Origin of the sequence: Phaeobacter sp. SYSU ZJ3003 (genome assembly GCF_041300735.1) — a bacterium.
GTDB lineage: Bacteria > Pseudomonadota > Alphaproteobacteria > Rhodobacterales > Rhodobacteraceae > Phycobacter > Phycobacter gallaeciensis_A.
This window is the reverse complement of the sequence record NZ_PXNU01000001.1, coordinates 257,492-269,540: the sequence shown is the minus strand read 5'-3', so window position 1 is coordinate 269,540 and position 12,049 is coordinate 257,492. Positions and strand designations below refer to the sequence as shown.

General features: G+C 62.2%; 10 protein-coding genes. 6 read left to right on the top strand and 4 right to left on the bottom strand.

The features are described from left to right. The first annotated feature begins 358 nt into the window (after nt 1-358). The 5 genes from C6W91_RS01280 to C6W91_RS01260 all read left to right on the top strand — a co-directional run bounded on the left by C6W91_RS01280 (nt 359) and on the right by C6W91_RS01260 (nt 7,290). Nucleotides 359-2,179 (top strand): ABC transporter ATP-binding protein, encoded by a 1,821-nt coding sequence (locus tag C6W91_RS01280; RefSeq protein WP_065273095.1) that lies wholly within the window; start codon nt 359-361, stop codon nt 2,177-2,179. A 4-nt stretch (nt 2,180-2,183) separates the two neighbouring features. Then, complete coding sequence (argE, locus tag C6W91_RS01275) at nt 2,184-3,350, top strand: acetylornithine deacetylase (protein WP_274868097.1); 1,167 nt, start codon at nt 2,184-2,186, stop codon at nt 3,348-3,350. A 341-nt stretch (nt 3,351-3,691) separates the two neighbouring features. Then, entirely contained in the window at nt 3,692-4,858 is a 1,167-nt protein-coding gene (locus C6W91_RS01270) for a M20 aminoacylase family protein (protein ID WP_274868096.1), read from the top strand. 11 nt (nt 4,859-4,869) lie between these two features. Continuing rightward, nucleotides 4,870-6,030: a M20 aminoacylase family protein gene (locus tag C6W91_RS01265; protein ID WP_274868094.1), complete on the top strand. Its 1,161-nt coding sequence runs from the start codon at nt 4,870-4,872 to the stop codon at nt 6,028-6,030. Between the two features lie 96 nt (nt 6,031-6,126). Continuing rightward, a complete protein-coding gene (locus C6W91_RS01260; RefSeq protein WP_065273099.1) occupies nt 6,127-7,290 on the top strand; it encodes a M20 aminoacylase family protein in 1,164 nt (387 codons plus the stop codon). A 58-nt stretch (nt 7,291-7,348) separates the two neighbouring features. Here the strand turns inward: C6W91_RS01260 and C6W91_RS01255 are convergent, their stop codons facing one another. From C6W91_RS01255 to moaA, 3 genes are read right to left on the bottom strand one after another with little or no spacing between them, the layout of a single operon-like run. Further along, entirely contained in the window at nt 7,349-8,392 is a 1,044-nt protein-coding gene (locus C6W91_RS01255) for a glycosyltransferase family 4 protein (protein ID WP_274868093.1), read from the bottom strand. Beyond that, a complete protein-coding gene (locus C6W91_RS01250; protein WP_274868091.1) occupies nt 8,385-9,725 on the bottom strand; it encodes a 3-deoxy-D-manno-octulosonic acid transferase in 1,341 nt (446 codons plus the stop codon). The genes C6W91_RS01255 and C6W91_RS01250 overlap by 8 nt, the downstream gene beginning before the upstream one ends. A 1-nt stretch (nt 9,726) precedes the next feature. Then, nucleotides 9,727-10,734, bottom strand: a complete 1,008-nt coding sequence (gene moaA, locus C6W91_RS01245; protein WP_274868089.1) for a GTP 3',8-cyclase MoaA — start codon at nt 10,732-10,734, stop codon at nt 9,727-9,729. Between the two features lie 165 nt (nt 10,735-10,899). Here moaA and C6W91_RS01240 point away from each other — a divergent pair, with 165 nt between their 5' ends. Further along, nucleotides 10,900-11,313: a hypothetical protein gene (locus C6W91_RS01240; RefSeq protein ID WP_133245348.1), complete on the top strand. Its 414-nt coding sequence runs from the start codon at nt 10,900-10,902 to the stop codon at nt 11,311-11,313. 33 nt (nt 11,314-11,346) lie between these two features. Here C6W91_RS01240 and C6W91_RS01235 read toward each other — a convergent pair whose 3' ends face one another. After that, complete coding sequence (locus C6W91_RS01235; protein WP_274868086.1) at nt 11,347-12,045, bottom strand: DNA alkylation repair protein; 699 nt, start codon at nt 12,043-12,045, stop codon at nt 11,347-11,349. Between the last annotated feature and the right edge of the window lie 4 nt (nt 12,046-12,049).

The following is a 12,049-nucleotide window of genomic DNA, read 5'->3' as shown; positions in this document are numbered from 1 at the left end:
CACACTCTCCTTGTCGAACACAGAAACGGTGTTCTTGTGTCTTTTTGCGGCCGGGCGATGCGTGGCCCAGCCTGTTGCCGCAAGATTGCGGATGGTTTGTCGTTCCGCCCCACGCGTTAAACGATTGAAATCTAATGCGCCAGCTTCGGCCATGGCCGGTCCTGCGCGCCAGATTGCCCGGGCAGACACTGGGAGGTATCGAAACAGAGTTTGCGGAAATTGCAAGCCTTCGGATCCAAAATTTCGCTTAACGCCGCCCATTGGTTTGACGAAGCTTCAATGATCAGCTTACATCTCGGCCTTGAAAGACTGCCAACGATGCAGCGGATAACGATTTACCGATAAGGGGACGACTGGGGTGCTGGACCAACCAATTGCACAAATTAAGGGCTTGCGGGTCGAATTTCAGACCAAGGACGGCCCGGTCGTCGGGGTTGAGGATGTCTCGTTTGACGTCAACCCGGGCGAAACCGTTTGTATCGTGGGCGAATCCGGTTCGGGGAAATCGGTTTCTTCCCTCTCCCTGATGCGTCTCGTCGAGTTCGGCGGCGGCGAAATCGCGGGTGGGGAACTGCTGTTCAATGGCCGTGGCGGTGAAACCACCGACCTGGCCAAGGCCGAACAGGAGATGATGAAGCAGATTCGCGGCAACGAGATCGGAATGATCTTCCAGGAGCCGATGACTGCGCTCAATCCGGTGTTCACTGTGGGGCGCCAACTGACCGAAGGTCTGCGCATCCACAAGAACATGACTAAAAAACAGGCAGAAGAGCGGGCGCTGGAACTTTTGCGTCAGGTGCGCATCCCCGAACCCGAACGGCGCCTGAAGCAATACCCGCATGAGCTGTCCGGCGGTATGCGTCAGCGTGTGGTGATCGCGATGGCGATGGCCTGTGAGCCGCGCCTTCTGATTGCGGATGAGCCGACCACCGCGCTTGATGTGACCATTCAGGCCGAAATTCTGGCCCTGATGGACCGGCTGAAGCGGGAAACCGGCACTGCAGTGATGTTCATCACCCACGATATGGCGGTTGTGGCGCAAATGGCGGACCGCGTGGTGGTTATGTTCCGCGGCAACAAGGTCGAAGAAGGCACCGTCACCGAGATCTTTGAAAACCCGCAGCACGACTATACCCGCGCCCTGCTGGCCGCCGTGCCAAAACTTGGCGAAATGATCGGTAAGGACTACCCCGAACCGATGAAACTGATGGGCGTCGAGGACCAGAAGATCGAACCGATCAAGGGCACCGATGAGGTGCTTCTTGAGGTTAAGAACCTGACCACCCGTTTCCCGGTCAAAGGCGGGGTGCTGCGCCGTACCGTTGCCAATGTGCACGCGGTCGAGGACGTCTCGTTCAAGGTGTTCAAGGGCCAGACCCTGTCGCTGGTCGGCGAATCCGGTTGTGGTAAATCCAGCGCCGGACGCTCGATTCTCCGTCTGGTCGAACCCATGTCGGGGCAGGTAAATTTCGAGGGGCGCGATATTCTGGGGCTCAGCAATTCGCAGATGCACAAGGCGCGTCTCGACATGCAGATGATCTTCCAGGATCCCTTTGCCTCGCTCAATCCGCAGATGCAGCTCTTGGATCAGGTGGCTGAACCGATGCGCAACTACGGGCTCGCCTCGGGCTCGGAACTGCAGGATCGCGTTGCCTCGCTGTTTGACCGTGTGCACCTGCCGCGCAGCTTCATGCGCCGCTATCCGCATGAAATGTCCGGTGGTCAGCGGCAACGAATCGCCATTGCCCGGGCGCTGGCGCTCAATCCCAAACTGATCGTCGCGGACGAGGCTGTCTCGGCGCTGGACGTGTCGGTGCAGGCGCAGGTTCTGAACCTGATGATGGAACTGCAGGCCGAATTGGGGCTGTCCTTCCTGTTTATCAGCCACGACATGGCCGTCGTCGAACGCGTCAGCCATCAGGTGGGCGTGATGTATCTGGGTCGGATCGTTGAAATCGGCCCGCGCGACCGTGTCTTTGCCAACCCGCTGCACGCCTATACCCAGGCGCTGATGAAGGCCGTGCCTATCGCCGATCCGCGCAAGCGTAAGAGCGAGAAAGATCTGAACTTCAAACCGATTCCCTCGCCCATTCACGGCACGGATTACAAGCCGGAGCCGTCAGAGTACCTTGAGCTTGAGCCGGGCCATTTCGTTCTGACCACCGACAGTGGGTATTGATCCTGTGGCTGATATTCTGACGCCGCTGGAGCTGATGGAGAAACTGGTTTCCTTTCCCACCGTCAGCCGGGACACGAATCTGCCGCTGGTCGAATGGGTCGAAGAGTACCTGAGCAGCCATGGCATCACGCCGCACCGCTGGGTCGATCCCGATCAGCCGCACAAGGCTGCGGTCTTTGCCCATGCCGGACCGATGGTCGAAGGGGCGGTGGTCCTGTCCGGCCATACCGATGTGGTGCCGGTCGACGGCCAGCCCTGGGACAGCGATCCTTTCACTGTGGTGGAGCGTGACGGCAAATACTACGGGCGCGGCTGCTGCGATATGAAAGGCTTCGACGCGCTGGCGATCTGGGCTCTGGTCGAGGCGCACCGGCGCGGCGTAAATCGTCCGCTGCAACTGGCGCTTTCCTTTGACGAGGAAATCGGCTGCACCGGCGCCCCGCCGATGATCGAAGCGATGCAGCCCGTGCTGCCCAAGGGCGGCGCGGTCATCGTCGGCGAGCCGTCGATGATGAAGGCGGTGACCGGCCACAAAGGCGGCATTGGCTATGACACCCATCTGATCGGCTTTGAGGTGCACAGCTCGCTGATGCACACCGGGGTCAGCGCGGTGATGCAGGGGGCGCGGTTGATCGACTGGGCTAACCACCGTAATGCGGAAAATGCGGCTGCCGAGCCGGAGGAGATCCCGGCGATGTTCACGCCGCCCTATACCACCTGCCACGTCGGCATGATCGAAGGTGGCACGGCTCATAACATCACCGCCAAGGATTGCCGGTTCGTGATGGATTTCCGCGTGGTGCCCGGCGAAAACGCTGCCGATTGGGAAGAAGCTTATCTGGCCGAAGTGCGCCGCATCGAAGCCGAGATGCAGGCGGTGCATCCGGAGGCGCGAATCGAGATCGAAAAGAAGTTCAACGTTCCGGGGCTCGTCCCCGAACAGGAGGGCGCAGCGGAAACACTGGTGCGGATGATCACCGGGGACAATGGCACCCACGTTGTCAGCTATGGCACCGAAGCGGGGCAATTCCAAGAAGCGGGCTATTCCGCTGTCATCTGTGGCCCCGGCGATATTGCCCAGGCGCATCAGCCGAATGAATTCATCACCGTCGCCCAGTTCAACGCCGGTCACGATTTCATGCGGCAGTTGGTGGACCGGCTGGCGGCCTGATCCAAGGGCGCGGTGCTTGTGCGCCTGATGCATATTCTGAACACGGACGGGCTGTATCGCAGGGCGATGCAGCCCGTTTTCATTAGCCCACTCCCTGGGCCGCTATTTTGTGCAAATACAAATATTTTTGCGGGGGCGAACCAATGCAGTAGTGCAAATCTGCAAATTGGTTCGGGTTAAGTTATTGATTTAATGGGGGCGAAATTTCGGAGGCCAAAATTGGTTCGCTTTGACGCGTTTTGCATGGCAGCTCGTCTGCTTGTGATACTTGCTAACGCAACTTAATTGACTGACAGTGCCCCGGAACCGCAGCCGTGCGGGCACAACGCAAGAGGAACAGGATGCCAGTCAAAAACCGTTTTGCCGATCTGCAGGATGAAATCACCAAATGGCGCCGCCACCTGCATGAGAATCCGGAACTGATGTACGAGGTTCACAAGACCGCCGGATTTGTGGAGGAACGGCTGAAGGAATTTGGTCTCACCGATATCACCACCGGCATCGGCCGCACCGGCGTCGTCGCGGTGATCGAAGGCAAGACCAACACCTCGGGCCGGGTCATCGGATTGCGCGCTGACATGGATGCGCTGCCCATTACCGAAGCCTCGGGTGTCGATTATGCCTCGAAAACGCCAGGCGTGATGCACGCCTGTGGCCACGATGGTCACACCTCGATCCTGCTGGGGGCGGCGAAATACCTGTCCGAGACGCGCAACTTTGATGGCAAGGTCGTGCTGATCTTCCAGCCTGCCGAAGAAGGTGGCGCTGGCGGTAAGGCGATGTGCGATGACGGGCTGATGGAGCGCTGGGGTATTCAGGAGGTCTATGGTCTCCACAATATGCCGGGCCTGCCCGTCGGGCAGTTTGCTATCCGCCCCGGGGCCCTGCTGGCGTCCTCGGATGAATTCGAAATCACCGTGACCGGCAAGGGCGGCCATGCGGCGGCGCCGCATGATGCCATCGACACGACTTTGGTGGCGTCGCAGATCGTGGTGTCGCTGCATTCCATCGTGTCGCGCAATGTGAACCCGGTGAAACGCGTGGTCCTGACCGTCGGCACCTTTGAAACCGACAGCACCGCGTCGAACGTGATTGCGCATTCCGCCCGTCTGCAGGGCACCGTGCGCACACTCGATACCGAGTACCGTCAGCTGGCCGAAGGCTGGGTTCGCCAGATCGCGGAAAACGTTGCTGCCGCCTATGGCGCCGAGGCAAAGGTCGAATGGTCGCCGGGCTATCCCGTCACCATCAACACCGAGGAAGAGACAGGTTACGCCGTCGAAGCTGCCCGTGCAGTCTCTGCCGATGTGGTCGACAACACCGACCCGATCATGCCGTCCGAGGATTTCGCCTATATGCTGGAGGAGCGCCCCGGCGCCTATATGTTCCTCGGCAATGGCGACACCGCCATGTGCCACCACCCGGCCTATGTGTTTGACGACAATGCCATCCCGCTGGGGTGCAGCTGGTTCGCCGAACTGGTCGAACGACGTATGCCCGCCGCCTGAGGAGATCGAGAATGCCAGTCAAGAACCGCGCCGCAGAGTTTCAGAAAGAGGTCGCAGCCTGGCGCCGCGACATCCACGAAAACCCCGAGATCCTTTACGATACCCACCGTACCTCTGCCCTGGTGGCGGAAAAGCTGAAAGAATTTGGCTGTGATGAGGTTGTGACGGGGATCGGCCGCACCGGCGTCGTTGCGGTAATCCGGGGCAAGAGCGACAGCAGGGGGCGCGCCATCGGTCTGCGCGCCGATATGGACGCGCTGCCAATGCAGGAACAGACCGGCCTGCCGCATGCCTCCAAGATCCCCAACGCGATGCACGCCTGCGGACATGACGGTCACACCGCAATGCTGCTGGGGGCAGCCAAATACCTCGCGGAGACCCGCAATTTTGACGGTACCGCTGTGATGATTTTCCAGCCTGCCGAAGAAGGCGGCAATGGCGGCGAGGCCATGGTCAAAGACGGGATGATGGAGCGTTTCGGCATCGACGAAGTCTATGCCATCCACAACAGCCCCGGCATCGAAGCAGGAACATTTGCCATCCGTCCCGGGCCGATCCTGGCTTCGGTCGACGAATTCACCCTGCATCTGAGCGGGCGTGGCGGCCACGGGGCTAAGCCGAACATGACCGTCGATACCACGGTGATGATGTGCCATATGATCACCGCGTTGCAGACCATCGTGTCGCGCAACATGGATCCGGTGGAGAAGGCGGTAATGTCGCTGACCAGCGCCGAGACCTCTTCCAAGGCGTTCAACGTGATCCCCGACAAGGCAGAGGTCCGCGGCACCATCCGCACCCACTCCGAAGACGTGCGCGCGATGATCCCAAAGCGGATCAAGGAAATCGCCGAAGGCGTGGCGCAGACCTTTGGCGGCTCGGTCGAGCTGGAAATGCGCATCGGCGTGCCGGTTACCATCAACGATGATGCGGCCACGGAATACGCCCGCGCTGCGGCGCAGGCGGTTGGTATCTGCGAGGATGTGCCGATCCTGATGGGCGGTGAGGACTTTTCCTTTATGCTGCAGGAGCGCCCCGGGGCGATGATCCGTCTGGGAAATGGCCCTAGCGCGGGCCTGCATCACCCAGAATACGATTTCAACGACGAGATCATCCCGACCGGCATCAGCTGGTTCGCGGAAATCGTCGAAGGCAGAATGCCCGCGGCCTGATCCGGCCGCGGACCCTCGCGGGTGCCTATGGCGCCTGCGACAGCAAACCCGGCGGCGCATGTGGCGCCGCACATGATAAAAACAAGGAGTGACACTATGCCGGTCAAGAACCGTTTTGCTGAACTTCAGGAGGAAATCACCGCCTGGCGCCGTGATCTTCACGAGAACCCCGAAATCCTGTTCGAAACCCACCGCACTTCGGCGCTGGTGGCAGACAAGCTGAAGGAATTCGGCTGCGACGAGATCGTCACCGGCATCGGCCGCACCGGCGTTGTCGGCGTGATCAAGGGCAAGTCCGACACCTCGGGCAAGGTCATCGGGTTGCGCGCCGATATGGACGCGCTGCCGATCCACGAGCAGACCGGGCTTGAGTATGCCTCCAAAACCGCCAATGCCATGCACGCCTGCGGCCATGACGGCCACACCGCGATGCTGCTGGGCGCTGCCAAATACCTGTCCGAGACCCGCAACTTTGATGGCACCGTTGTGGTGATCTTCCAGCCCGCCGAAGAAGGCGGCGGCGGCGGCAAGGAGATGTGCGACGACGGCATGATGGAGCGCTGGAACATCCAGGAAGTCTACGGCATGCACAACTGGCCGGGTAAACCGATCGGCAGCTTCTCGATCCGCCCCGGTGCCTTTTTTGCCGCGACCGACACCTTTGACATCACCTTTGAGGGACGCGGCGGCCATGCGGCGAAACCGCATGAGACCATCGACACCACCGTGATGACCGCTCAGGCGGTTCTGGCGCTGCAGACCATCGCATCGCGCAATGCCGACCCGGTGGATCGCGTGGTTGTCTCGGTGACCTCGTTCGAGACCTCTTCCAAGGCATTCAACGTGATCCCGCAGCGGGTTCAGATCAAAGGCACCGTGCGCACCATGTCGAAAGAGATGCGCGATCTGGCCGAAAAGCGGATCAAGGAAATCTGCGCAGGCGTTGCAGCGACCTTTGGCGGCACGGCCGACGTCACCTACAACCGCGGTTATCCGGTCATGGTGAACCACGAAGAGCAGACCGAATTCGCAGCCAAGGTTGCGTCCGATATCTCCGGCAACTGCGATGAAGCGCCGCTGGTCATGGGCGGCGAAGACTTCGCCTATATGCTGGAAGAGCGTCCCGGCGCCTATATCCTGGTTGGCAACGGCGACAGCGCCGATGTGCACCACCCAGAATACAACTTCAACGACGAGGCCATTCCGGCCGGTTGCAGCTGGTGGGCCGGTATCGTCGAGCAGCGCATGCCCGCCGCCTGATAGAGGCTGAGTTTTTTGAAAGAAGAAGGCCCGGCAGATCGTCGGGCCTTTTTCATGTTCAGCCTGCGGACCAGAGCGCCTGATAGACCGCCTCGATCCCATCTGCTTCAGCGCGGGCGCTGAAACTGTGCAGGGCGATGTCGCGGGCATCCCGTGCCATCTGGGCATGGCGCGCCGGATCGCTCAGGATCGCGCGGGCAGCTTCGGCTGCGGCTTGCGCGGCCTCAAGCGGTACGATCACGCCGCTTTTGCCCTGGGCCGAAAAGGCGCGGTAATACCCAGCCTCGGCCCCCACAAAGGGCACGCCGCTGGCCATACCTTCCAGCGGAGCCATGCCGTAGCCTTCGTAGCGGGGCAGTTGCATCACCAGTGACAACGCCCGCATCAGCGGCGGCAGATCTGCGGCGGGGATTTCGCCGGGAAACAGGATACGATCACCTAGACCCGCAGCAGCGATGCGGGATTTCAAATCCTTTAGAAATCCCTGATGTTCGCGCGCCGCGCGGCCAATCACCAGCGCGACCGCGCCGGGCAGGTTGGGCAAGAGGTCGATCATCGCATCGACAAAAACATCGGTGCCCTTTTCCGGGCGGATACGGCCAACCGTAGCGATGCCGCGGGTTCCGCCATATCCCAGCGCCGCCCAGGCGGTGTCGCGGTTGTCTGCTGGCTGGAACAGATCGGTGTCTACCCCATGCGGTACCACCGCGCGCACGTGCGGAACGAATTCAGCAGCCTTGTCCGTGGTGGCCACCACCGCATCCATCCGGCTGATCAGCCAGCGCGGCAGGGCCGAATGCCGCCGCTGCGCCGCCGAGGTAAAGACGATGCGGATCGGAAGGCGCAGCACATCCCGCGCCCAGATCGCCGCGCGCATTTCCGTATTGCGCCGCACGTGCCAGATGGCGAAAGGTTTGCCGTCCGGGGCGTTCCTGCATAGGCGCCGCGCCTCGGCCGTGGTAATCGGGGCCGGGCAGCCGGGCAGGGGGCGGCCCACTAGCCGCAGATCATGGGTGTTTGCCTGCTGGCGGATCACATTGGCGGCGGTGGCCGAAACCCCGGTGAAATTCCGGTTGAAATTGGTGACGAAGAGCTCAGGCATCGGGATGTGTCCCTTTGGCCCCAAGCCCCAGCCGGTCGATCAGAAGATCCGCCACGCCATCCAGCTCCTGCGCTTGTGATCTGGCAAAGCCGGAGGCAGCCGTGCAGGCGGTCTGCAGGGCTTTGGGGTCATCCAGCCAGTGCTGTACGGCATGCGCAAGTCCGGGTGCGTCCTGCACTTCAACCGCACCGCCAGCGGCGATCAGCGGCGGGAAGGTCTCGGTGAAATTACTGGTGCCGGGACCGGTGATCACGGCGGCGCCTGCCTGTGCCACTTCAAACGGATTATGCCCGCCAATGGGCCGTAGCGAGCCGCCTAGAAACACCAGCGGCGACAACGCGTAGAATGTGCCCAGCTCGCCCAGCGTGTCGGCCAGATAGACCTGCGTCCGCGGGGTGATCGCTTCTCCCTTGCTGCGCCGCGCGAAGGTCAACTCGGCGTCGCGGATGAGTTCGGCAACCTTGTCGCTGCGTTCCGGGTGGCGCGGGATCAGCACCAGGCACAACTCGGGAAAACGGTCCAGCAGGGTGCGATGCGCTGCAAGAATAGTCTCTTCCTCGCCGTCGTGGGTTGATGAGGCAATCCACACCGGCCGCGCGCCGACCTCGGATCGCAGCGCCTCCACCGCCGCCGCGTCAACCGGCAGGGCGGCAGCCCCGGCCTTGAGGTTGCCACCGGGCTGCACCCGCGCGGTATCGGCGCCAAGCGTGATTAGGTTCTGTGCCATGTGATCGTTCTGGCTCAGCAGCAGATCGAAACGCGACAGGATGAAACGGGCGGTAGCGGCGCGTTTCTGCCAGCTGCGGACCGAGCGGTCGGACAGGCGGGCATTGACCAGCGCCAGCCGGGTGCCGCGCTTATGAGCGGCGCTGAGGGTGACAGGCCAGAGTTCGCTTTCGACGAAGATCCCCGCATCGGGCCGCCAGTGATCGAGGAACCTGCGCACCGGTCCGGCCGCATCCAGTGGGGCGAACTGATGTATCGCGCCCTTTGGCAGCCGCTTTTCAGCCACCGCAGCCGAGGTGGCGGTGCCCGAGGTCAGAAGGAAGCGCGCGTCGCTGCGTTTTTCCGCGAGCCGGTTGATCAGGGTGATCGCGGCCAGGCTCTCCCCGACCGAGGCGCCGTGAAACCAGATCAGCGGCGCACCGGAGGGCAGGGTGGGGCGCGACACGCTGGCATGGCCCAGACGCTCGCGCTGGCGCTGCGGGGACACACCCTGCGCCGCCAGTTTTGCGGCAACCTTGCGGTAGGCAAAGGGCGCAATCAGCGCGGTGACGGCCCGGTAGGCGTGAAACAGAGCCGTCGCCTTGCCGCCAGAACCTTGGCTGGTCATCTCAGCCGCCGGTGTGGCTCATGTGGCGGGACATCTGGCCGCCGGGCGTCTGCCGGGAGTAATCGAAATCATGGCCCTTGGGTTTGAGGTTGATCGCGGCGCGGATCGCCTCTTCGAGCGGGGCCTCGCTGTCCGGGTGGTCGCGCAGGGGCGCGCGCAGATCGGCCATGTCTTCCTGACCCAGGCACATGTAAAGCTCACCGGTGCAGGTCAGGCGCACCCGGTTACAGCTTTCGCAGAAATTATGGCTAAGCGGGGTGATGAAACCGATCTTCTGACCGGTCTCTTCCAGCCGCACATAGCGGGCCGGGCCGCCGCTGCGTTCCGCCAGATCGGTCACGGTATAGTGATTTTCGTATTTGCGCCGCACGTCCTTGAGCGACCAGTATTGGTCCAAGCGGTCCTCATTGCCGATGTCGCCCATCGGCATGACCTCGATCCAGGTGAGGTCAATATCACGCGAGGCGCACCAGCGGGTGATCTCGGGCAGCTCCGGTTCGTTAAAACCTTTCAGCGCCACGGCGTTGATCTTGACCCTTAGGCCCGCTTTTTGCGCCGCATCGATGCCACGCATGACCTGCGGCAGGCGGCCCCAGCGGGTGACTGCCGCGAATTTCTGCTCGTCCAGCGTATCGAGCGAGATATTGACCCGGCGTACCCCAGCATCAAACAGATCCTGGGCGTATTTCTCCAGCTGCGAGCCGTTGGTGGTCAGCGTCAGTTCCTTGAGGGCGCCGCTGTCCAGATGCCGGGTCATGCCGCGGAAGAAGGTCATGATATCGCGCCGCACCAGAGGCTCACCGCCGGTGATGCGTAGCTTTTCCACGCCCATGCCGACAAAGGTCGAACACAGCCTGTCCAGTTCCTCCAGCGTCAGCAGTTCTTTCTTGGGCAGAAAGGTCATGTTTTCCGACATGCAGTAGACGCAGCGGAAGTCACAACGGTCAGTAACCGAGACGCGCAGGTAGGTGATGGCGCGGGCGAAGGGATCGATCAGCGGAGCAGTCATGACTGCATAGGTAAAGCGGCGCCTTGCCTGCGACAAGAGGGGAGTGCATTTTCCTGCTGGTAAAGATCTGTGTGCGCCAATAGATTTACGGCCATGCGTATCACAGTCTCATGCTCCGCCGCCCTGCCATTGTCCCTGTCCCTGCTGCTTGCCGGTTGCGGGAATTTGGACTTTCCCGACCTGCGTGGACAGGCCGCAAGCAGCACCCCGGCGCCGACCGCAGCGCCCGTGACTGGCGCGCCGCTGGATGCAACCGGTGGCGCCCTGACGGTGCCGGATGCTGTGGAGGAGGATATGGTGTCCGAGGCTGAGGCGCCTGCGGCGTCCTCAATCTTCACCGGCACCGAGCAGGTGGTCGCCTCGCTGGGGGATCCGGCGGTTCCGGGACTGTGGATGGAGACATCTTTGGTCGGCACCGAGCAACAGGCGGTATTGCGCAGCGCCAGCGGTGCAGAGGTGCAGGTGACGCTGAAACCGGCGGCAAACGGGGGCAGCGCCCGGGTGTCCATCGCTGCAATGCGGGCGCTTGGTCTGCCTTTGACCGAGCTGGTTGAGCTACAGGTGCGCCCGGCCAACTGACGGGCCAACTGACCGGCCAACTAAACCATCGGATTAGCCTGCGTCTGGCGCGTTGTCCCGCAGGTATTTCCCGGCTTCCTTGCGGGCAAAGGGTTTCATCGCATCGCCATGGGTCGCCAGAAAGATGCGGGTGGCCTCTGCATCGTGTTTGCTTAGATCGCGCAGCCACCAGGCGATGGCTTTCTGAATGAACCAGTCGCGGTCTGGCACATAGCCTGCCGCCCATGTGATGATCCGCGCCCGCCGGGCCTGATCGGCGGGTTTGAGATTGTTCATTTTGGCCCAGGGCAGGGTGGCGACCAATGCGGCCCGGCGGGTCCACATATGTTCGGACTGCGTCCAGGTCTCAACATCGTCCAGCCGGGCCGGATCCGCCACCAGCCGTTTCTGCGCCGCCATGCAGGCATGGTCGGCGATGGCCCAGCTATCGAACTGCGGCACCCAGGAACAGATCAACGCCCAGGCGGCGTCGTCGCCCTTGATCCGGGCCTGGGTTAGGAGTTTGGCGGCAGCGAGGCGCCCCTCGAAGATGTTCGTATTCCACAGGGCATCGGCAAGGGCTACGCGCTCTTCCACCGTGAGGGTCTGCCGCCAGCCCTTGGTCAGCTCGTTGAGCGCCGGGTTCGGGATACCCAGAACCTCCCGGTTCTGCTTGTGATAGGCCGCCATCTGCTCGGCGCGGCCCGGTTCGATCAGGGCGCGCAGCTGCGCCAGCGCCTCGTCCAGCGTCATCGGA

What these genes read in the sequence shown, in the direction of transcription:
- moaA (WP_274868089.1), bottom strand. Translation starts at nt 10,734, where the DNA reads ATGACTGCTCCGCTGATCGATCCCTTCGCCCGCGCCATCACCTACCTG.
- C6W91_RS01270 (WP_274868096.1), top strand. Translation starts at nt 3,692, where the DNA reads ATGCCAGTCAAAAACCGTTTTGCCGATCTGCAGGATGAAATCACCAAA.
- C6W91_RS01250 (WP_274868091.1), bottom strand. Translation starts at nt 9,725, where the DNA reads ATGACCAGCCAAGGTTCTGGCGGCAAGGCGACGGCTCTGTTTCACGCC.
- C6W91_RS01255 (WP_274868093.1), bottom strand. Translation starts at nt 8,392, where the DNA reads ATGCCTGAGCTCTTCGTCACCAATTTCAACCGGAATTTCACCGGGGTT.
- C6W91_RS01260 (WP_065273099.1), top strand. Translation starts at nt 6,127, where the DNA reads ATGCCGGTCAAGAACCGTTTTGCTGAACTTCAGGAGGAAATCACCGCC.
- C6W91_RS01235 (WP_274868086.1), bottom strand. Translation starts at nt 12,045, where the DNA reads ATGACGCTGGACGAGGCGCTGGCGCAGCTGCGCGCCCTGATCGAACCG.
- C6W91_RS01265 (WP_274868094.1), top strand. Translation starts at nt 4,870, where the DNA reads ATGCCAGTCAAGAACCGCGCCGCAGAGTTTCAGAAAGAGGTCGCAGCC.